The organism is Rhodanobacter sp. sgz306013, assembly GCF_057031145.1.
Genome location: NZ_JBXCIJ010000002.1, coordinates 787,888 through 808,647 on the forward strand (window position 1 = coordinate 787,888; position 20,760 = coordinate 808,647).

At 70.2% G+C, this 20,760-nt stretch carries 19 protein-coding genes; 10 read left to right on the top strand and 9 right to left on the bottom strand.

Annotation, left to right across the window (positions count from 1 at the left end; translation table 11 throughout):
• Positions 1–9: 9 nt before the first annotated feature.
• On the bottom strand, positions 10–1,230 hold the full coding sequence (locus AC2EWF_RS08380) for a helix-turn-helix domain-containing protein (protein WP_483638901.1): 1,221 nt from the start codon (positions 1,228–1,230) through the stop codon (positions 10–12).
• Positions 1,231–1,377: 147 nt separating this feature from the next.
• Between AC2EWF_RS08380 and AC2EWF_RS08385 the strand changes: the two genes are divergently transcribed.
• Together AC2EWF_RS08385 and AC2EWF_RS08390 are read left to right on the top strand one after the other, a co-directional pair.
• A complete protein-coding gene (locus AC2EWF_RS08385; RefSeq protein WP_483638902.1) occupies positions 1,378–2,031 on the top strand; it encodes a glutathione S-transferase family protein in 654 nt (217 codons plus the stop codon).
• Between the two features lie 81 nt (positions 2,032–2,112).
• Positions 2,113–2,484, top strand: a complete 372-nt coding sequence (locus AC2EWF_RS08390) for a SnoaL-like domain-containing protein (RefSeq protein ID WP_483638903.1) — start codon at positions 2,113–2,115, stop codon at positions 2,482–2,484.
• 166 nt (positions 2,485–2,650) lie between these two features.
• On the opposite strand, the gene AC2EWF_RS08395 is transcribed toward AC2EWF_RS08390, so the two are convergent.
• From AC2EWF_RS08395 to dtd, 4 genes are all read right to left on the bottom strand, one after another.
• On the bottom strand, positions 2,651–3,346 hold the full coding sequence (locus AC2EWF_RS08395; protein ID WP_483638904.1) for a VIT1/CCC1 transporter family protein: 696 nt from the start codon (positions 3,344–3,346) through the stop codon (positions 2,651–2,653).
• A complete protein-coding gene (locus AC2EWF_RS08400) occupies positions 3,343–3,909 on the bottom strand; it encodes a cytochrome b (protein ID WP_483638905.1) in 567 nt (188 codons plus the stop codon). The genes AC2EWF_RS08395 and AC2EWF_RS08400 overlap by 4 nt, the downstream gene beginning before the upstream one ends.
• A gap of 264 nt (positions 3,910–4,173) precedes the next feature.
• The gene (gene rpoD / locus AC2EWF_RS08405) at positions 4,174–6,045 is read right to left on the bottom strand and encodes an RNA polymerase sigma factor RpoD (protein ID WP_483638906.1); all 1,872 of its coding nucleotides are present in this window, start codon (positions 6,043–6,045) and stop codon (positions 4,174–4,176) included.
• Positions 6,046–6,191: 146 nt separating this feature from the next.
• The gene (dtd, locus tag AC2EWF_RS08410; RefSeq protein ID WP_483638907.1) at positions 6,192–6,632 is read right to left on the bottom strand and encodes a D-aminoacyl-tRNA deacylase; all 441 of its coding nucleotides are present in this window, start codon (positions 6,630–6,632) and stop codon (positions 6,192–6,194) included.
• Positions 6,633–6,714: 82 nt separating this feature from the next.
• Here dtd and AC2EWF_RS08415 point away from each other — a divergent pair, with 82 nt between their 5' ends.
• Positions 6,715–7,611, top strand: a complete 897-nt coding sequence (locus AC2EWF_RS08415) for a lysophospholipid acyltransferase family protein (RefSeq protein ID WP_483638908.1) — start codon at positions 6,715–6,717, stop codon at positions 7,609–7,611.
• 99 nt (positions 7,612–7,710) lie between these two features.
• Here the strand turns inward: AC2EWF_RS08415 and AC2EWF_RS08420 are convergent, their stop codons facing one another.
• Entirely contained in the window at positions 7,711–11,595 is a 3,885-nt protein-coding gene (locus tag AC2EWF_RS08420; protein ID WP_483638909.1) for a GH36-type glycosyl hydrolase domain-containing protein, read from the bottom strand.
• Between the two features lie 77 nt (positions 11,596–11,672).
• On the opposite strand from AC2EWF_RS08420, the gene AC2EWF_RS08425 reads away from it, so the two are divergent.
• Both AC2EWF_RS08425 and gnd read left to right on the top strand, forming a co-directional pair.
• On the top strand, positions 11,673–12,998 hold the full coding sequence (locus tag AC2EWF_RS08425; protein ID WP_483638910.1) for a glucoamylase family protein: 1,326 nt from the start codon (positions 11,673–11,675) through the stop codon (positions 12,996–12,998).
• 42 nt (positions 12,999–13,040) lie between these two features.
• The gene (gnd, locus tag AC2EWF_RS08430) at positions 13,041–13,970 is read left to right on the top strand and encodes a phosphogluconate dehydrogenase (NAD(+)-dependent, decarboxylating) (RefSeq protein ID WP_483639131.1); all 930 of its coding nucleotides are present in this window, start codon (positions 13,041–13,043) and stop codon (positions 13,968–13,970) included.
• A gap of 36 nt (positions 13,971–14,006) precedes the next feature.
• On the opposite strand, the gene AC2EWF_RS08435 is transcribed toward gnd, so the two are convergent.
• Entirely contained in the window at positions 14,007–15,776 is a 1,770-nt protein-coding gene (locus tag AC2EWF_RS08435; protein WP_483638911.1) for an SLC13 family permease, read from the bottom strand.
• 155 nt (positions 15,777–15,931) lie between these two features.
• On the opposite strand from AC2EWF_RS08435, the gene AC2EWF_RS08440 reads away from it, so the two are divergent.
• Entirely contained in the window at positions 15,932–16,864 is a 933-nt protein-coding gene (locus tag AC2EWF_RS08440; protein ID WP_483638912.1) for a patatin-like phospholipase family protein, read from the top strand.
• A gap of 4 nt (positions 16,865–16,868) precedes the next feature.
• On the opposite strand, the gene AC2EWF_RS08445 is transcribed toward AC2EWF_RS08440, so the two are convergent.
• Together AC2EWF_RS08445 and AC2EWF_RS08450 are read right to left on the bottom strand one after the other, a co-directional pair.
• Positions 16,869–17,237: a DUF488 domain-containing protein gene (locus AC2EWF_RS08445; RefSeq protein WP_483638913.1), complete on the bottom strand. Its 369-nt coding sequence runs from the start codon at positions 17,235–17,237 to the stop codon at positions 16,869–16,871.
• A gap of 77 nt (positions 17,238–17,314) precedes the next feature.
• Positions 17,315–18,031 (bottom strand): glycosyltransferase family 2 protein, encoded by a 717-nt coding sequence (locus AC2EWF_RS08450; protein WP_483638914.1) that lies wholly within the window; start codon positions 18,029–18,031, stop codon positions 17,315–17,317.
• 158 nt (positions 18,032–18,189) lie between these two features.
• On the opposite strand from AC2EWF_RS08450, the gene bufA1 reads away from it, so the two are divergent.
• The 4 genes from bufA1 to AC2EWF_RS08470 are packed head-to-tail and all read left to right on the top strand — an operon-like array spanning position 18,190 to position 20,655.
• Positions 18,190–18,498, top strand: a complete 309-nt coding sequence (bufA1, locus tag AC2EWF_RS08455) for a BufA1 family periplasmic bufferin-type metallophore (RefSeq protein ID WP_483638915.1) — start codon at positions 18,190–18,192, stop codon at positions 18,496–18,498.
• Positions 18,499–18,501: 3 nt separating this feature from the next.
• Complete coding sequence (gene bufB / locus AC2EWF_RS08460; RefSeq protein ID WP_483638916.1) at positions 18,502–19,380, top strand: MNIO family bufferin maturase; 879 nt, start codon at positions 18,502–18,504, stop codon at positions 19,378–19,380.
• Positions 19,355–20,110, top strand: a complete 756-nt coding sequence (locus tag AC2EWF_RS08465; RefSeq protein ID WP_483638917.1) for an HvfC/BufC family peptide modification chaperone — start codon at positions 19,355–19,357, stop codon at positions 20,108–20,110. The genes bufB and AC2EWF_RS08465 overlap by 26 nt, the downstream gene beginning before the upstream one ends.
• 29 nt (positions 20,111–20,139) lie before the next feature.
• A complete protein-coding gene (locus AC2EWF_RS08470; protein ID WP_483638918.1) occupies positions 20,140–20,655 on the top strand; it encodes a DoxX family protein in 516 nt (171 codons plus the stop codon).
• Positions 20,656–20,760: the final 105 nt, after the last annotated feature.

The following is a 20,760-nucleotide window of genomic DNA, read 5'->3' on the forward strand; positions in this document are numbered from 1 at the left end:
GGGCGGATCCTAGTGGCCCGGCAGCGGCGCGGGAAGTAACAGCACTGTCGCGTATCCCGGCATCGGCGGCGTGCTCCAGCGGCGGGCCCGGCCGCGTCCCAGCGGCTGCACCTTGTCCGCCGCCGCCAGCGCGTCGAGCGCACGCTGCACGCTGCGCTGGCTGGCGCCGAGCGCCAGGGCCAGTGCCGAGCTGGACCAGGCCTCGCCGTCGGCGAGCAGGGCCAGCACCCCCGCGTGGGCCTCTTCCACCGGCCGCGCCAGCACCACCACCTCGGGCGCATGGCGCGGCAGCAGCGTGAAGCCGCGCTTCGTTGCGCGGATCTCGGCCACGGCGCGCAGCAGGGCGCGCAGCCGTCCGATCTCGACGCGCAGCCGCGCGCGGTGCGTCTCGTCGGCGTAGCGGGTGCGGAAGGCCTGCCGGATCAGCACCTCGCGCGGTACGTCCTGCGGCCAGGCCTCGCCCAGCGCGCGCGCCAGCGCGAACAGCACCGGCCGGGTGGCGAGCGGAACGGTCACGCCACCTGCATGCACGGCATGCCGGCAGGCGTCGACCACCAGCGCGGCGGAGGCCAGCAGGGCTTCCACCTGGTGCAGCTGCAATGCCTGTTCGGCTCCGTGCCCGATCCGTCGCGCCGCCGGCGCGGCCAGGATGCGCGCCGCGCTTTCGACCTCCGCCATCAACGCGGGAATGCCGCTGCGTCGCGCCGCTGCCCCGGCGCGCCCGAGCGCGGCATCCGCAGCACGCGCCTGCACGCGCCGCATGGCGATCCCCGCCCGCAGCAGTTCGTGGATGGCCTGCAGCGGCGCCGGACTGCGCAGGGGATCGAGCCGGGCGAGCGCGCCGGCGGCCTGGTCGATACGCCCGAGCAGGAGCAGGTGGCGGATGCCCAGGTAGCGCGCATGCGCGGCGTTGGCCCCGTCGCCGTGTGCCTCGAGCACGGCTTGCGCCGCTTCCAGCGCGCGGGCCGGCCAGCCCAGTTCGCGCGAGGCCAGCGCCACCTCGGCCTCGGCCACCACGCAGCGGGCACGAGCCACGGCCTCCTTCGGGCCGAATGCGCCTGCCGCGCGACGCAGCAACTCCCTGGCGCGGACGAATTCGCCGAGCTGTGCCATCGCGATGCCGCGCAAGGCCAGTGCCGCGGCGTCCTCGCGCAGGGCGACCCGGCTCAGCGCGCCCAGCGGATCGCCGGCCGCCAGCGCACGGGCCGCGACGACGATCAGCGGGTCCATCGGGACGGGCAGGCCCTGCCGCGCGTTTCGAATCCCGCCACGCTTGTCACTCTCACCCCCCGACGGCCCGGCCGCAGTCTAGCCCACGAGTAGCAGACCAGCGCCGCAGAACCGGCCTGGCACGACACCAACGTTAGGAGTGACGACATGAAGAATATCGCGGTGTGGGGCTTCAGCTGGGTGCCCCCTTTCGCCCAGGGTCTGGTGCGCGACCTGCGCGTGCGGTGGGCGTTCGAAGAGGCGGGACTCGCCTATGACAGCCGCTGGATCGACCCTGCGGAGCGAAACTCCGAGGCCTATCGGCGCAAGCATCCCTTCGGCTTGGTACCCGCGGTCGAGGTCGATGGCACGACCCTGATCGAATCGGGCGCCGTCCTCTGCGCCCTCGCCGAGCAATGCGAGGCACTGATACCTGCGGATCTGCGCATCGAGACGCTGTCCTGGATGTTCACCGCGCTCAACACCGTCGAGCCACCACTGTGGAACCTGTTCGTGCTCGATCAACTGCACGGCGGCGAGGCATGGGCGGCGTTGCGGCGCCCGGGGGCGGTCGAGGAGGCCAGGGCCCGGCTGACGGCGCTTTCCGGCTGGCTCGACGGCCGCGAGTATCTGCTGGGCCGCTTCACGGCGGCCGACATCCTGATGGCGACCGTGCTGCGGTTCGTGCGGCATACCGGGCTGGTGGCGGAGCTCCCGCCGCTCGACGCCTACCTCCAGCGCTGCGAGGCGCGGCCGGCCTTCCAGGCAGCCTTGCGCAACCAGACGGCCGGCTACATGCGCCATGCGCCGGTCGCCGCCTGAACCGCTGCGCAGGAAAGGCTGCTGACAATATGTTGTCAGCTGACTGGCATAAGCTGGGCACCCCGTCCCTGGAGAACCCGCATGAACACCGAAGCCGTGGCGAAGCGACTGGTCGAACTGTGCCGCAAGGGCGAATACGAGCAGGCGCAGCGGGAGCTGTATGCGCCGGACGCGGTGAGCATCGAGATGCCCGGCCTGCCCGCAGGCGCGCTGGGCGACGCAAAGGGACTGGAGGCGATCTACGAGAAGGGGCGCCAGTTCGCCGCGATGGTGGAGGAGGTGCACGCAAACAGCGTGAGCGATCCGGTGGTCGCGGGTGACTGGTTCAGCGTGGCGATGGCGATGGACGTCACCTTCAAGGGTCGCGGACGCGTGCAGATGGCGGAAATCGCCGTGTACCGGGTACGCGACGGCAAGGTGGCCAGCGAGCAGTTCTTCTACGACATGGGCTGAACGGGCACGCAAACGACGGCTGCCGCCTGCCTGGGCGGCGGCCGTTTTACCCCTTCCGCTTGCGGGAGCCGGGAGTGCGCCGGGAATGGAGCAGCGCTGCCGGTGGCCGCTGGAGTGGCGCCGTCCGACGGTGCGTCCGGCGCCAGCCGCTGCCTGGCGAACCTCGCTACAGGACCTTGCCGGCCAGCATGCCGATGCCTGCGGTCAGCGCCATGGCAAAGACCCCCCACAGCACGACGCGCACTGCCGGTCTCAGCGCCTTGGCGCCGCCGGTCCTGGCACCGGCCACGCCGAGCAGCGCAAGGCACAGGATCGAACCCGCCGCCACGGCGGGCACCAGCCCACCATCCGGCGCGGCCAGCACCAGCAGCAGCGGCGCGGCGGCGCCGACGGAAAAGGTCGCCGCCGAGGTCAACGCGGCCTGCACCGGGCGGGCGGCCGTGAACTCGGAAATACCCAGCTCGTCCCGCGCATGGGCGCTGAGGGCGTCGTGCGCCATGAGCTGTTGCGCCACCTGCCTCGCCAGCTCCTTCGTCAGCCCGCGCGTCACGTAGATCTGGGCCAGCTCCCTCGCTTCCGACTCCGGATCTTCCGCCAGCTCGCGGCGCTCGCGCGCCAGGTCGGCATGCTCGGTGTCCGACTGCGAGCTCACCGACACGTACTCTCCCGCCGCCATCGACATGGCACCGGCGATCCACCCCGCCACGCCGGCGAGCAGCACCGCATGCTTGCCCGATGCCGCGGAGGCCATGCCGAGGACCAGGCTGGCGGTGGAGATGATGCCGTCGTTCGCGCCCAGCACCGCCGCACGCAGCCAGCCGGCCCGGCTCGCCCGATGCGACTCCAGATGCAGGCGGCTCATGGCCGGCCGCCGCCTGTCATCCGCTGCAGCACGCCGTCCTTGAGGACGTAGTGGTGCGCCAGCGCCACCGCGGCGTGGAGGCCGGCGAGAATCACGATGGTCCAGCCGATGACGTCGTGCAGGTCGCCGAGGGTGTGCGACAGCGGCCTGTTGCTGACGGTGGCGAAGCGCAGCGGGAACAGGCCGAAGAACTGGAAGGTCTCGGCCTGCGCCCATCGCCAGGCGAAACCGAGGACCACCTGCGCCGCCAGCAGCAGGTAGAGCACGTAGTGCATGGCCTTGGCCGCCTTGCCCTGCAGGCCCCCGACGGCAAGCGGCAGCCGCCGGCCGCGGGTGGCACGCCACGCCAGCCGGACCACCAGCACGGCGGCGAGCGCGATGCCCAGCGAGATGTGCAGGGACTGCATCTGCTTGCGCACGTCGCGGGGCACGAAGTCCCAGAGCATGGCCAGCGCAAAAAGCACGAGCACCAGCAGGGCGGTGAGCCAGTGCAGGGCGATCGTGGTGCGGTCGTAGCGGATCGCCGTCGTTGGCGTGGCTGCGATGGACGACATCGGTGTCATGACTTGCGCGCTCCCGGGCTTGCGTTTGGGTGGCCTTGCGCCGTCCGGAGCCTGTGCGGCGGGCCCGGCCCGGCGGTCCCGTCTGCCGGCCGCGAGGCCGGGGCAGACGTGCGTGATGCTAGCCGCCGAAACTGTGGCATTTCTGAGCCGTGCGCGCCACGTGCCGAGGCGGTACCGGTCGCCGCATGCGACAACGGCCGCTTGCGCGGCCGTTGTCGTGTCCTGCGCCGGCCCCCGCCCGAGGCGGCGGGGAAGGGCGGGCGGTCAATCCACGTCGAGGAAGGAACGCAGCTGTTCGGAGCGGCTGGGATGGCGCAGCTTGCGCAGCGCCTTGGCCTCGATCTGGCGGATGCGCTCGCGGGTGACGTCGAACTGCTTGCCGACCTCTTCCAGGGTGTGGTCGGTGTTCATGTCGATGCCGAAGCGCATGCGCAGCACCTTGGCTTCCCGCGGGGTGAGCCCGGCGAGCACGTCGCGCACGGTTTCCATCAGGCCGGTCTCGGTGGCCGAGTCGATCGGCGAGCTGGCGTTGCTGTCCTCGATGAAGTCGCCGAGGTGAGAATCCTCGTCGTCGCCGATCGGGGTTTCCATGGAGATCGGCTCCTTGGCGATCTTCAGCACCTTGCGGATCTTGTCCTCGGGCATGTCCATTTCCTTGGCCAGCTCCTCCGGCGTAGCCTCGCGGCCATACTGCTGGAGCATCTGGCGGGAAATGCGGTTGAGCTTGTTGATCGTCTCGATCATGTGCACCGGGATGCGGATGGTGCGCGCCTGGTCGGCGATCGAGCGGGTAATCGCCTGGCGGATCCACCAGGTGGCGTAGGTCGAGAACTTGTAGCCGCGTCGGTATTCGAACTTGTCCACCGCCTTCATCAGGCCGATGTTGCCTTCCTGGATCAGGTCGAGGAACTGCAGGCCGCGGTTGGTGTACTTCTTGGCGATGGAGATGACCAGGCGCAGGTTGGCCTCGACCATTTCCTTCTTGGCGCGGCGGGCCTTGGCCTCGCCGCTGGCCATGGCGCGGTTGATTTCCTTGATGTCGGTGAGCGGCAGGAACAGCTTGTGCTCGATCGCGGCAAGCTTCTCCTGCTCGGCGTCGATCGCCTCGCGGTGGGTCTTGATGTTGGGCGACCACTTCTGACGCTTGCGACTAAGCTCGGCGGCCCACTCGGGGTTGCCCTCGTTGCTGGGGAAGGTCTTCAGGAACTCGGCCTTGGGCATCTTCACCTGCTTGACGAAAATCTCCATCAGCACGCGCTCATGATGGCGAATGTCGCCCACCACCTCGCGCAGCTTGCGCACGAAGCCGTCGATCAGTGCGCTGGGCAGCTTGAGCTTGAGGAACTCCTCGGCCATCTGGTCGCGCAGCTTGACGATTTTTTTGTCGGTGATGCCGGCGGCCTTGGCGGCGGCCTTCTGGAACTTGGCGTAGTGGTCGCGCAGCAATTCCATGCGGCGCTTGACCTCCTCCGGATCGGGACCGCTGGCCACGGCCTCCTCGTCCTCGGAATCAGCTTCCTCGTCTTCCTCGTCGCCTTCGCCCTCCTCGCCGTTCTCGGCGGCGGCAGCGGCAGCCTCCTCGGCCTCGATGCGCGCGGCGTCGGCGGCGGCTTCCAGGTCGAGGAAACCGGCGAGGATCTCGGACAGGCGACGCTTGCCGTCCAGGTGCTGGTCGTACTCCTCCAGCAGCAGCTCGATAGTCAGCGGGAAGCTGGCCAGCGCCTGCTGCACCTGGGCCAGGCCTTCCTCGATGCGCTTGGCGATCGCGATCTCGCCCTCGCGGGTGAGCAGCTCGACCGTGCCCATCTCGCGCATGTACATGCGCACCGGGTCGGTGGTGCGGCCCACCTCGGCGTCCACGGCGGAGAGCAGGGCGACCGCTTCCTCGGCGGCGGCCTCGTCGTCGCCGGTCGCGCCGGGCGCGTTGTCGGCCAGCGGGTCGGCGTCCGGCGCGGCGTCGTGCACCTCGATGCCGACGCCCTTGAGCACCGCCATGATGTCTTCGATCTGCTCCGCGTCGACGATGTCGTCGGGCAGGTGATCGTTGATCTCGGCGTAGGTGAGGTAACCCTGCTCCAAACCCTTGGCGATGAGCGCCTTGATTTCGGACTGTTGCTCGTGGACTTTGTTGTTCATTCACCGACCGCCGCAGGGTTCAAGAACCGGACATTATAGCGATGTGTTGCTTTTTTGACCAGTTTTCAAGGTGGAAACCTCGTCGAAGCCGACAGCAAAAATCGCGCCAGATCGAGGGCTTGCGGGACAACTCACAGAGCTGACGTTCAGCCCGTGTCGAGCCGGAACGTCACCGGCCCGTCGTTGACCAGACTGACCACCATATGGGCGCCGAAGCGCCCGGTTTCCACTGCCGGATATGCGGCGCGGGCCAGTTCCAGCAGCCGCTCGAACCAGCGCCGGCCATGCTCGGGCGGCGCGGCGCCGGTGAAGCTGGGACGCATGCCGGAGCGGGTGTCGGCCGCCAGCGTGAACTGGCTCACCAGCAGCAGGCCGCCGCCGGTGTCAGCGAGCGAGCGGTTCATCTTGCCGGCCTCGTCGGTGAACACCCGGTAGCCGAGCAGGCGCTCCAGCATGCGCCGCGCCTGCGGCTCGCCGTCCCGCGGCTCCACCGCCACCAGGGCCAGCAGGCCGGCGCCGATCGCTCCCACGGTTTCGCCGGCGACCTCGACACGGGCGGAGAGCACACGCTGGATCAGGGCGATCATGGCGACTCGGCGGCGGACGGGGCGGCCAGCATAAGCGCGCCGCGCGGCCGGTGGAAGCGCATCCATCCCGTACACTTTGCGGATGCGCGCCGACATGTACCTCGCCTACCTTCTGCTGCGTCTGCTGGCCCTGCTCCCGCTGCGCACACTGCAGGCCGCCGGCGCGCTGCTGGGCCGCCTCGCGCTGTGGCGGCACACCCGGACCGCGCACCACGTGGCGGTGAACGTGGCAATCGCGCGGCCTGGAGCAGACGCGGACACCCGCGCCGCGCTGGTGCGCGAGACGCTAGCCGAAAGCGGCAAATCGGCCACCGAGATCATCAAGATCTGGGGCAGCGGCGCCGAACGCGCGCTGCAGCTGGTGCGCGAGGTGCGCGGCGAGCCGCTGCTCGACGCTGCGCTGGCCGCGGGCCGGGGGGTGATCATCGCGGCACCGCATCTGGGCTGCTGGGAACTGCTGAACTACTGGCTGTGCCGCAAGACGCCGATGGCGATCCTGTACCGGCCGCCGCGCATCGCCGCGGTGGAGGGCTTGCTGCGCAAGGTGCGCGGTGCGCTGGCGCCCGAACAGGTGCGCGCCGAGGGCGCAGGCGTGCGCACGCTGTACAAGCGGCTCGCCGCGGGCGGCACGGTCGGCATCCTGCCCGACCAGAAGCCGCGCGCCGGCGAGGGCGAGTTCGCGCCGTTCTTCGGCCGCGACGCGCTGACCATGGTGCTGCTGCCGCGCCTGGCCGCGCGCACCGGTGCCGTGGTGCTGTACGCCTTTGCCGAACGGCTGCCGCGCGGCGCGGGTTACCGCATACACATCCTGCCCGCGCCGGATGGACTGGCCGAGGCCGACCTCCGTACCGCCTGCACCGCGCTCAACCGCGGCGTCGAGGCCTGCGTCGATCTGGCCTTCACCCAGTACCAGTGGCAGTACAAGCGCTGGTCGGCGCACGACCGGCCCAGCCCCTACGACCGCGGCAACCACGCCTGACTCGCCCCGTATCCGGGACATGGCCGTAGGAGCGCACCCTGTGCGCGATGGCCCTGATGCTCGATCAAAGCCAGAAGCATTCGCGCACAGGGTGCGCTCCTATCCTTGGCCCAGCACCACGCGCAGCGCGTGCTCGCCCCCGTCGTCGGCCAGTGCGATGGCTTCGCCCACGGGCAACGGCTTGCCATCCAGTTCCACCCCGGTCACGCCGCGGCAAACACCGTGCGGGTTCTCCACGCGGATCGCGTAGCGGGTGCAGTGCTGCCTGCCGCGATGCAGGTAGTCGAGTTCGAAGCCAGGCCATGCCTTCGGTATGCACGGGTCGATCCCCAACGCGTCGCCCTGCTTGCGGAAACCCAGGATGGCTTCCAGTCCCGCGCGGTACAACCAGGCGGCCGAGCCGGTGTACCAGGTCCAGCCGCCGCGGCCAGCCAGTCCGCCCATGGAGTACACGTCGGCGCAGGAAACATAGGGTTCGACCCGGTAGCGCGCCGCCGCGTCGGCATCCCCGCTGTGGCGAATCGGGTTGAAGAATCCGAACAGTTCGGCTGCGCGGTCGCCGTCGCCCAGCGCGGCCCAGGCGAAGATCGACCAGACTGCGCCGTGGGTGTACTGGCCACCGTTCTCGCGCACGCCGGGCGGATACCCCTTGATGTAGCCCGGATTCTCCCTCGGGTTGTCGAACGGCGGGGTGAACAGGCGCGACAGCCGGTGTTCGTGGTCGACCAGCTCCCGCTCGTTCGACGCCATCGCCTGCGCCGCGTGCGACGGATCGGCGGCGTCCGCCAGCACGCTCCACGACTGGGCGAGGGTATCGATGCGGCATGCGTCGCCCTGCGCCGAGCCCAGTGGCGTGCCGTCGTCGTAGTAGCCGCGCCGGTACCATGCACCGTCCCAGGCCTGTTCCAGCGCGGCGCGCATGGCCCGGGCGTAGTCGCGCCAGCGCTGTGCCCGCGTGCCATCGCCGCGTGCCTCGGCCAGCGGGGCGTACGCCTCGATGCTGCGGATCAGGAACCAGCCCATCCAGCTGCTCTCGCCGCGGCCGCCCGCGCCCACCGCATTCATGCCGTCGTTCCAGTCGCCCGTGCCCATCAGCGGCAGGCCGTGCGCGCCGCGGGTGAGCGCGCTGTCCAGCGCGCGGGCGCAGTGCTCGTGCAGGCTGGCCTTTTCGTCCGAGGCGCCGGGCTGGAAATAGGCGTCGGTGGCGCCGTCGGGAACCGACTGTCCGGTGAGGAAGGGCAAGGCCTCGTCCAGCACCGCGGCGTCGCCGGTGACGGTGGCGTAGTGCGCGGCGACATGCGCCAGCCACACGCGGTCGTCGCTGATGCGGGTGCGGATGCCCTGCCCGTTCGGCGGCAGCCACCAGTGCTGCACGTCGCCCTCGGCGAACTGGCGGCCAGCCGCGCGCAGCAGGTGGTCGCGCGCAAGGTCGGGACGGCTCACGCACAACGCCATCACGTCCTGCAGCTGGTCGCGGAAACCCCAGGCGCCGCTGGCCTGGTAGTAGGCGGTACGCCCCCACAGCCGGCAGGCGGTGACCTGGTAGAGCAGCCAGTCATTGAGCATGAGGTCCAGCGCGCGGTCGGGCGTGCGTACCTGCACCGCATCGAGCAGGCCGTTCCACTGCGCGGCGACCGCGGCCAGCACCGCCTCGATGTCGATGGCGCGGTACTTGGCCACCAGTGCCTGCGCACCGGCTTCGTCGGCCGCGTCGCCCAGCAGCCAGCGCAATTCGAGTCCGGTATGCGGCGGCAGTTCGATGCGCAGCTGCAGCGCGCCGCAGGGGTCGAGCCCGGCGCCGAAGCGGCCGGCCAGCGGCGCATCGCCATGCAACGCGGCCGGGCGGTCCGGCGCGCCCAGCGGGCCGAGGAAGGCCGCACGGTCGCCGCTCATCGACTGCTGGGCGCCACCGAGGTCGGCGAACGCCACGTGGTCGCCGAAGTCCGCCCGCCAGCGGTTGCGCGCGAACAGTGCGCCGGTTTTTTCGTCGCGCGCGGTCTGCACGAAGGGCGCGGGGACGGAACCGATCGGACCCAGCGCCCATTCCACGTAGGCGGTGAGCGAGAGGCGCCGCGTGCGCGTGGAACGGTTGGCCAGGCGCAGCCGCGCCAGCTTCAGCGTGTCGTCCACCGGCACGCATTGCAGGAGTTCCAGCGCGATGCCATGGGCGCCGGTCTCGAAGCGGCTCCAGCCCTTGCCGTGGGTGGTGGCGTAGTTCGCGCCGGCCACGCGGATCGGCGCCGCCGTGGCGCTCCACAGCGCGCCGTTGTCCGCGTCGCGCAGGTACAGCACCTCGTGCGGACGGCCGCTCACCGGATCGTTGGGCCAGGGCGTGAGCGGGTTCTGCTGGCTGTTGATCGACCACGCGTAACCGCCGCCCTCCGCCGACACCAGGAAGCCGAACGCGGGGTTGGCGATCACGTTCACCCAGGGCTGCGGCGTGCTGCGGCCCTCGGCCAGTTCGATGCGGTAGGCGCGGCCCTGTTCCACGAAGCCACCCCAGCCGTTCGGGTATTCCGGCGCCGCGGGCACCAAGACGTCCGCTGCGGGCACAGTCGCGCGCAACGCCGGCGGAGCTGCCGTGGTGGCCACCGCGGCTGCACGGCGTGGCGGGGACTCGGAATCCAGCACCACCCGCGCCGCGCACCGCAGGCCATCGCGCAGCTCCTCGCCGAGCGCGCCCTCCTGCAGCGCGAACAGCTCGGCCTTGGGCAAGCCCTCGCCCGCCTTCAGCCGCTCCTGCTGCGCCTTCACCAGCGGAGCCAACGCAGCCTGCAACGTGGCGCTGGCTGCATCGAGCAGCACCACATCCATCGCGAAACGTTGCGCGCGCCATAGCTGCTGTGCGCGCAACAGCTCCTGCGCGCGCGGCAGCTCATCCTCGCCGTGCAACCGCAGCAGCGCGATCGGGCGGTCACCCGAAATACCTGTCGCCCACAGCGTGGGCGCACCACCGCGGCCGCGCGCGATGTCCTCCGGCGCGGCGCGTTGCGCGGCGTCGTTGACCAGGAGCGCATCCAGCCAGCGTGCAGCGCGGTTAGCCTCCGCATCGTCGATGCCGAACTCGTGCAAGCGCGCCTGCGCCTGCTGCATTGCGCCGTCGAACAGCCGCGTCGCGGCGCCCGCATCGGCATCCCCTGACTGCGCGGCGAGCGCCCGCACGCTGTCGCGGCTGTCGGCCAGCCACGTCCATAGCAGCACGGTGACTTCGCTGTCCGGGGCCAGCGTGAAATGACGCCGCTGCGCGAACACCGGGTCGAGCACGCTGCCCTTGCCGCCGCCCAGCGCGGCCCCCGCCTGCAGCGCCTGCGCATGACGCAACGTGCGGCCACGGCCGAGGAAGGCCATGCGATCGGTCTCGAATTCCGGCATGCCGGCTTCGGCGCCATGGACACGCAAGGCCTGCGCGGCCCAGATCGTGGCCTCGTCGTCCGAACGCTTGCGCCGGGTAGCGAGCAGCAGGCGCAGGTCCGCCTCCCATCCGGTCGTCACGAACATCTTGGAAAACGCGGGATGCGCGTCGTCCGCGGCGGCCGGACCCAGCACCAGTTCGGCGTAGCTGGTGATCGAGAGGCGCCGTGTGCGGTCACCGTGGTTGCCCAAAGTGAGCCGCCGCAGTTCCACGTCGGCATCCGCCGCCACCGCCACCTCCAGCGTGGAATGCAGGCTGAGATGGCGACGCCGGAACGTGGCGCGACCGGGCTCGAACCGCACGGCGTCGTCGGGCGCGTCGTGGCCGAACGGTTGCCGCGTGGGCGACCACATCTCGCCGCTGTCCTCGTCGCGCAGCAGCAGCCAGCTGCCCCAGGCGTCGATCGTGGGATCCTCGCGCCAGCGTGTGATCGCGAGGTCGTGCCAGCGGCTGAAGCCGGCGCCTTGGCGATCGAGCATCACGGTGGCATGGCCATTGGAAAGCAGACAGTGTCGCGGCGTGGCGGTGGAGACGGTCATCGGCGGGATTTCGTGCGGGGAAGCATCGAGCATGCGGGCCCTTGCGCATTCACGGCGTCAATGCAGCACGAACGGCACGCTGGCCGGCGAACATTCCGCCATGTGCCCGCATGACCACCACCGTTCTGCATCCCCCTCTTGAGTCCGGTCCGCAACTGCAACACCTGCAGAACAAGGCCTGGGCGTATTTCCAGTACGAGACGAATCCGCACAACGGCATGGTGGCGGACAAGACCGCACCCGACTGGCCCGCCAGCATCGCGGCCACCGGCATGGCGCTCAGCGCGTATCCGGTGGCGGTGGAGCGCGGCCTGCTCGATGAGCGCAGCGCGATCGCGCGCACGCTGGCCACGCTGCGCTTCTTCCGCGACAGCGTGCAGGGCGAGGCGCCCGACGCCACCGGCTACCGCGGCTTCTACTACCACTTCCTCGACATGCGGACCGGCAAGCGTGCCTGGCAGTGCGAGCTGTCCACGGTGGACAGCGCCTTCCTGTTCGCCGGCATGCTCACCGCGGCGGCGTACTTCAGCGCCGACACGCCGGAGCAGCGCGAGATCCGCGAACTGGCCGAGCTGCTGTATCGACGCGCGGATTGGGCCTGGGCGCAGGCTGCCGACGGCACCATCGGCCACGGCTGGCGGCCGGAGAGCGGCTTCATCCCGCACCGGTGGCAGGGCTACGACGAGGGCCTGGTGCTGTACACGCTGGCGCTGGGTTCACCCGACCACGCACTGCCGCCCAGCGCGTTCGCGGCCTGGGCATCCACCTACGAGTGGAAGCACGCCTATGACGTCGACTACCTCTATTGCGGACCGCTGTTCACCCACCAGCTGTCGCACGTGTGGATCGATTTCCTCGGCATACGCGACGCGTTCATGCGCGACAAGGGCATCGACTACTTCGAGAACAGCCGTCGCGCCTGCCTGGTACAGCAGCGCTACGCGATCGACAATCCGCTGGGCTTCAAGGGCTACGCGGGCGATTGCTGGGGCATCACCGCCAGCGACGGGCCCGGCGAAGCAACGCGCAGCATCGACGGCGTCGAACGCCAGTTCCACGGCTACTTGGGCCGCGGCGCGCCGTGGGGCATCGACGACGGTACGTTGTCGCCGTGGGCGGTGGCGGCCGCACTGCCGTTCGCGCCGGAGATCGTGCTGCCCACGCTGCACCACTTCATCCATACGCTGGCGCTGCACGACCGCCACCCCTACGGCTTCGAAGCCAGCTTCAACGCCACCTGGGGCGGCGCCAACGCCTGCGGCTGGATCTCGCCCTACTTCTTCGGCATCAATACCGGGCCGATCCTGCTGATGATCGAGAACCAGCGCAGCGGCCTGCTGTGGAAGCTGCTGCACGGCTGCCGGTATATCGTGGACGGCCTGCGCGCGGCCGGCTTCACCGGCGGCTGGCTGGACGCGCAGGGCAGGCGGTCCTGAAATCCCGTGGCGGGCGCGCATCGCGCCATCCACATCCTTTCAATCAAGCGGAGCAATGCGATGGAACTGGGCATGGTCGGGCTGGGCAAGATGGGCGCCTACATGGCGGAGCGGCTGGTGCAGGGCGGCCACAAGATCACCGGATACGACCCCAGCGCCGACGCGCGCAAGGCGGTGGCGGACAAGGGCATCGCCGGCGCCGAATCGCTGGCCGCGCTGGTACAGGCGTTGCCCGCGCCGCGCGTGCTGTGGCTGATGGTGCCTTCGGGCAAGATCACCGACGACACCGTCAACGCGCTCTTGCCCCTGCTCACCAAGGGCGACACGGTGGTCGACGGCGGCAATTCCAACTACAAGGACACGCTGCGCCGCGCCGCGCTCTACGCCGGGCACGGCTTGCACTACGTGGACTCCGGCACCAGCGGCGGCGTCTGGGGCCTCAAGGAGGGCTACAGCATGATGGTGGGCGGCGACGAGCAAGCCGTCGAGGCACTCAGGCCCATCTTCGAGACACTGGCGCCCGCCGCGGACAAGGGCTGGGGCCGCGTCGGCCCGGTGGGCTCCGGCCATTTCACCAAGATGGTCCACAACGGCATCGAATACGGCCTGATGCAGGCCTACGCCGAGGGCTTCTCCATCCTCGGCCACAAGAAGGAGTTCGGCCTCGACCTGCACCAGATCGGCGAGATCTGGCGCTACGGCAGCGTGGTGCGCTCCTGGCTGCTCGACCTCACCACCGACGCGCTGGGCAAGAACCCCACGATGGACGGTGTCGCCCCTTACGTGGTCGATTCCGGCGAGGGCCGCTGGACCGTGGACGAGGCGATCGACCTCGACGTGCCCGCTCCCATCATCACCGCCTCGCTGATCGAACGCCTGCGCTCGCGCGACAGCGATTCGTTCTCAGACAAGCTGCTCGCCGCGATGCGCAACGAGTTCGGCGGACACGCGATCAAGAGCGAGGCGAAATAGCGGCCTGCCGGCGCCATTCCGCCCCGGCCGAAGGGTTTAGCCGGGATGAAACGGCCAGAACTTCGGGATCAGCCACATCGACAGCGCGCAGAACAGTGCGATCAGCGGGATGCCCACCTTCATGAAGTCGGTGAAGCGGTAGCCGCCGGCGTAATACACCATGGTGTTGGTGGGATAGCCCACCGGCGTGGCGAACGAGGTGGCGGCGGCGAAGGCCACCGCCACCACGAAGGGGCGGGGGTCGGCGTGCACGGCGTGCGCCACGCTGGCGGCGATGCCCACCATCAGCACCACCGAGGGGTTGTGGCCCATCAGCTCGGTGAGCAGGGCGGTGAGCAGGTAGACCATCAGCAGCGCGGCAAGCGGGCCGTGGTTGCCCACCAGGCCGAGCCCGGCGTGCACCACCTCCTGCGACAGGCCAGTCTTCTCGATGGCGGTGCCCAGCGGCAGGATCGCGCCGAGCAGCACGATGATCTTCCAGTCCATGCCTTCGTAGACGTCCTTGCGGCCGAAGCAGCCGGTAAGCGCCATCGCCGCCGCGCCGCAGATCGCCGCCACCGGGATCGGCAACCAGCGCAGCCCGGAGACCACCACCACCGCGGCCATGATCGCCGCCGCCACGATCGCCTTGCGCGACATGCGCCGCACGTCGTCGCGCTCGCTGAGCACGATGAAGGCGTCGTCGCCGCGCAGCTGCGGCATGCTGCCTTCGTCCACCAGCACCAGCAGCACGTCGCCCACCGCGAGGCTGACGTCGCTGAGCTTGTCGCGCAGTACCTGGCCACGGCGGTGGATCGCCAGCGCCACCGCATCAGGGCGGCGGCCGAGGTCGGTCTCGGCCAGCCGCCGGCCCTCGGCGAGGCTGGCCGGCGCCACCATGATCTCGGCGAGCACGCGCGGGTGGTCGGCGTCGCGCACGTAGCGGCTCTCCGGCACGTTCTGCAGGTGGGCGCGACGCTGGAATTCCTCGATCTTCTCCCAGTCGCCGCGCACCAGCAGCACGTCGCCGGCCTCCATCTGCTGCGAACGCGGCGACCACATCCGCCGCTCGCCGCGCAGCAGCTCCAGCGGGTACACGCCGTAGCGCTCGCCCAGCTGCGCCTCGCCGATGCTCCGCCCCACCAGCGGCGACTGCTCGGTGAGCGCCAACTCGGTGACGTACTTGCCGATCTCCACCTCCTCGATCTCGTCGGCGTCGATGTGCCGCGGCAGCAGCCAGCGCCCCACCAGCATCAGATAGATCATGCCGGCCACTGCGAGCAGCACGCCCATGCCGGTGAACTCGAACACGCCGAAGGCGGGCAGGCCGTGCTTCTGCGCCAGCGAATCGGCGAGCAGGTTGGACGAGGTGCCGATCAGGGTGCAAACGCCGCCCATCTGCGCGGCGTAGGCCATCGGCATCAGCACGCGTGCCGGCGAGGTGCCGGTGCGCTGGCAGACGCGCAGCGCCAGCGGCAGGAAGGTGGCGACCAGGGCGATGTTCTTCACGAACGCGCCCAGCGGCGCGATCGCCAGCATCAGGGTGAGTGTGAGCAGCCAGGGCCGGCGGATGCGCATCAAGAGCCGGCTCAGCGGCTCCAGCACCCCGGAGCGCTCAATGCCGATGGAAAGTGCGAACATCGCCGCCACCGTTACCGTGGCCTCGTTGCTGAAACCGGACAGCGCCTCGTCCGGGCGGACGATGCCCAGCACGACCAGCGCGGCGAGCACCAGCAGCGCCACCAGGTCGATGCGCAGTTTCTCGCTGGCGAACAGCACCATCGCGATCGCGATCACGGCGACCACCGCCCAGGCCTGCCAGCTCATAAGCAGGCCCCGGCTGCTGCGGTCGGCGACGACGCCCCGCGTGCTGTCTGCATCGGTCTCACCCTGGTGGCGGTTCCACCCGCATGCTACGCGACGACGGCGCAGGCGCAAACCGCGCACGGCGCATTCACCGCGATCCGGGGCAGAATGCACGGATGAACACACCGCTTTCACCCGAATCCGCCGGCATGCGGCGCCGGCCCACCGTGGCGCTGGCGCTGGGCGCGGGCGGGGCCAAGGGACTGGCGCACATCGGCGTGATCGAGGAGCTGGAGGCGCAGGGCTACCGCATCACGGCAATCGCCGGCAGTTCGATCGGCGCGCTGATCGGCGGCATCCACGCGATGGGCAAGCTCGATGTCTATCGCGACTGGGTCAGCGCGCTGGCCAGATTCGACGTGCTGCGGCTGGTGGACTGGACGTTCTCCGGCGGCGGCCTGATCAAGGGCGAGAAGATCATCGGCACGCTGCGCGAGCTGATCGGCGACGCGTTGATCGAGGAGCTGCCGCTGGCGTTCACCGCGGTGGCCACCGACATCGACCGCGAACGCGAGGTGTGGCTGTCGCGCGGCCCGCTGTTCGACGCGATCCGCGCATCGATCGCGATCCCCACCGTGTTCCGCCCGCATCAGATCGATGGTCGCCGCCTGGTGGACGGCGCCCTGCTCAACCCGGTGCCGGTGACGCCGCTGATCCGCGAGCCAGCGGACTACCTCATCGCAGTGAGCGTGGACGGCGCCGCCACCGAACCCGCGCCGCCGCGTGCCGGCGGGGAGACCGCGGAAGCGCCCGGCTACCGCCAGCGCATCGGCACCCTCATCGACCGGCTGATGCCGCGCGGTGGCGCCGGCGATGCGGTGCGCGAACCCGGTGCGCTCGAACTGCTTACCCAGGCGATGGACCTGATGCAGGCGAACGTGTCGCGGCTGCGCCTGGCCGCCTACGAGCCGGACCTGCTGATCCAGCTGCCGCGCAACATGGCCAATCCCTACGAGTTCTACCGCGCCCGCGAACTGATCGAACTGGGGCGCAACCAGGCGCGCGAGTCCCTGGCGCGCTGGCCGCGGGCCGCCACGCCAGAGCAATGAGCCGTCAACGCGGCCCGTGGCTGCGCAGCCAGTTTTCCAGGTAGGCCTTCACCACCACCGCGTTGTTGTGCTCCTCGTCGCGGGCGCCGTAGAGCAGGGTGACGGCATGTTTGGCGGCGCGCTCGGCCAGCGGCCGCCAGTATTCAGCGCGCTTGTCCAGCTCGCCGGCATAGCGCTGGCGGAAGCCCTCCCAGCGCGCGGGATCGTGGTCGAACCACTGGCGCAGCGCGGTGGATGGCGCCAGCTCCTTGGCCCACAGGTCCAGCGGCACATCGTCCTTCTTCAGCCCGCGCGGCCAGAGGCGGTCGATCAGCACACGGTAGCCGTCGGATTTCGCCGGCGGCTCGTAGACGCGTTTCATGGCGATGCTCATGCACGCAGCTCCCGCAGGGAATGCGTTCCAGCATACGCTTGCACCGCGGCGCAGGCGTGACGTGGATCAGAACCGGCTCAGAGCTCCTCGACCTTCGTCACCTTGCCCCGGCGCATCAGCCACGCCACGCCGCGCAGGTCGGCGAGGCCCACCCACAGGCGGTCGAGCATGCCGTACTTGGAGACGCCCGCGGTGCGCGGGCGATGGCCCACCGGCACGCTGGTGCTCTGGAAGCCGGCGCGCTTCACCAGCGCGGGCAGGTAACGGTGCATGTGGTCGAAGTAGGGCAGGCGCAGGAAAGTCTCGCGCTCGAACAGCTTCAGCCCGCAGCCCGTGTCGGGCGTGGCGTCCCGCAGCATGCGCGAGCGCACCGCGTTGGCGATCTTCGAAGAGATGCGCTTGTTGAAGCTGTCGCGCCGCGTGGTGCGCCAGCCGGCGAACAGCCTCACCTCGGGCGCTGCCCCGTCGCGGGCGGCGAGCAGCCTGGGGATGTCGGCCGGGTCGTTCTGGCCGTCGCCGTCCAGCGTGGCGATCCACGTGCCGCGCGCGGCGCGCACGCCGTTCCACACCGCCGTGCTTTGGCCGCTGCGGGTGACGTGGTGCAACACGCGCAGCTCGGGATGCTGCGCCTTCTGCGCATCGAGCACGGCGCGGCTGTCATCGGTGGAATCATCGTCCACGTAGACCACTTCATAGTCGACCTTGCCGCGCAGCGCGGCGGCGATCTCGGCAAGCAGCGGCGGGATGTTGTCGCGCTCGTTGAACACGGGAACGACGACGGAGAGTTGCGGCATGGGACAGCCTTTCAGCGGAAACGGGGCGCCGCGGCAGCGGCGAGCGCGCAGTTTACCGCCTGCGCAGGTTTTGCCGCGCCCATCCCGCTGTAAGGAAATCCCGCCTGCCCGGGTCACCTGTGGCAGCCGGAATCCTCCGGCAACCACGGGAGAACCCCATGCAAGCCCAGACCATCCTCAGCTCCGCCCTGCTCAGCCTCATCGCCGCCGGCGCGCTTGGCGCCGCCACCAGCGCCCACGCCGCCGACAAGATGGCCGGCCACTCGAACATGGAGAAGTGCTACGGCATCAACGCCGCGATGAAGAACGACTGCCAGACACCGGGCCACTCCTGTGCCGGCCAGGACAGCAAGGCGCGCGATCCGCAGGGTTTCGTGGCGGTGCCTGCGGGCCTGTGCTCCAAGATCGACGGCGGCTCGCTGCAGCCGATGGCCGCCATGTCGCACGACGCCATGAAAAAGAGCTGAGCCGTGGGCTCCCCGCAAGCCATGCTTGCGCAGCCGGTCCCGACCGCGGTCGGGATCGGGCTGCGGCCGCCGCATGCCGCCCACGTGCTGGAGCAGCGGCCGGCCGTGCCGTTCTTCGAGCTGCACAGCGAGAACTTCTTTTACCCCGGTGCGTCGTGGGAGCTGCTCGACGCGGTGCGCCGCGACTACCCGGTGAGCCTGCACGGCGTGGGCCTGTCGCTGGGCTCGGCCGGGCCTTTGGACGCCGGCCATCTTGCCGCGTTGCGCGCGCTGGTACGCCACGCCGAGCCCGCACTGGTGTCCGAGCACGTGTGCTGGGGCGCCATCGACGGGCGCCACTACAACGACCTGCTGCCGCTGCCCTACACCGAGGAGGCGCTGGATGCGATGACGGCGCACGTCGACCAGCTGCAGGAGGCACTGGGTCGCCGCGTGCTGCTGGAGAACGTCTCCAGCTACCTGCAGTTCGCCCATTCGACCATGCCCGAATGGGAATTCCTCGCCGCGCTGGCCGCGCGCAGCGGCTGCGGCCTGCTCCTGGACGTCAACAACGTCTACGTGAACAGCGTGAACCATGGCTTCGACGCGCACGCCTATCTCGCCGGCATCCCCGCCGACGCCGTGGGCGAGCTGCACCTGGCCGGCTTCACGCGGAAGGAAGGTCTGCGCCAGGACGGCACGGACGGGCCGCTGCTGATCGACTCGCACAACCGTCGCATCGACCCCGCGGTATGGGCGCTGTACGCACATGTGCTGGCGCGCATAGGCGCGCGCCCCACCCTGATCGAATGGGATCAGGACCTGCCCGATTTCGCCGTGCTGCAGGATGAGGCACGGCTCGCCACGGAGCATCTCGATGCCTGCGCCGCCCTCGCTGCGTGAGCTGCAGCACGCCTTCACCAGTGTGCTAGCCGGCGGCGAAGCACCTGCGCTGCACGCCTGGATCACCGCGCGCGGCATCGATCCCGCCGCACGGTTGCGGATCTACCGTCACGCGGGCTACGCCATCCATGTCGACGCGCTGGCCACCGGCTACCCGGCGCTACGCCGCCTGCTGGGCGAGGACGCCTTCGACGGTCTCGCCACCCGCCACGCCGCCTGGTATGGCAGCTGCAGCGGCAACCTGCAGGACTACGGCGCCGACTTCGCCGATTTCATCGGGGCGCAGGCGGAGACCGCCGCGTGGCCGTGGCTGGGCGACGTGGCAAGGCTGGAATGGCTGCGCCAGGAAGCTGTGCTGGCTGCCGACGCCGCACCCGCCGACCCCGCGGCCCTGCTTGCCGCGCTCGCCGACGCGAAGGGCGCGCTGCGCCTGCGTCCCAGCGTGCGCGTGCTGCGCTCGGACTGGGCGGTGCTGGACCTGTGGCGCCATGCACTGCTGCCGGACACCGTCGCGCCTGGTCCCTCCGCGGCGCAAGCCGTGCTGCTGTGGCGCGAGCAGACGCAGGTGGCGATGCGCGCCATCACGCCAGCCCAGGCCGTCTTCGCCCAGGCGTTGTGCCGCCGTGCACCGCCGGCGGATGCGCTGGCGGCCGCGCTGGCCGTCGACGCGGCCGTTCCACCCGAAGCCCTGCTGCAACCCCTGCTCGAGCATGCGCTGTTCGCCGCCTGACCCATCCATCGATCCGCGAGGAAAACCCCATGCACACCGTCATCGACCGCTGGTCGTACCTCACCGCGCGGCTGTCCGTGCTCACCCCGGCCGCACTGCTGCTGTTCCGCGTGTTCGTGGCGCTCGCGTTCTGGCGCGCCGGCGTGGTGAAGTGGAGCGACCCGGGCGGCACCGCCTACCTGTTCGAAAACGAGTACCACGTGCCCCTGCTCGCCCCGGCTGTCGCCGCCGCGCTGGGCATGTGGACCGAACTGGTGCTGCCCTGGTTCCTCGCGCTGGGCCTGGGCACGCGCGTGGTCGCGGCGGTGCTGTTCGTCTACAACATCGTCGCCGTGATCTCCTACCCCGCGCTGTGGCCGAACGGCCTCTGGAACGGCCTGCTCGGTGCCGACTTCAACGACCACAAGGCCTGGGGCCTGATGCTGCTGGCCCTGGTGGGGCTTGGCGCGGGGCGGATCTCGCTGGACGCGCTGGTGAAGCGGGTATCCCGGCGCGGAAGCACGGCATATCCACAGCAGCCGCGAGGCGTGACCACGGCCCGTTGAACGGATGCCGGCCAGGCAGTAAAGGTCTGGCCGGCACGCCGCGGCGCCACAGGAGGATCTCGATCCGCCCCCGCCGGGACGCTTGAGCTGGAGCGTCTGCACCCC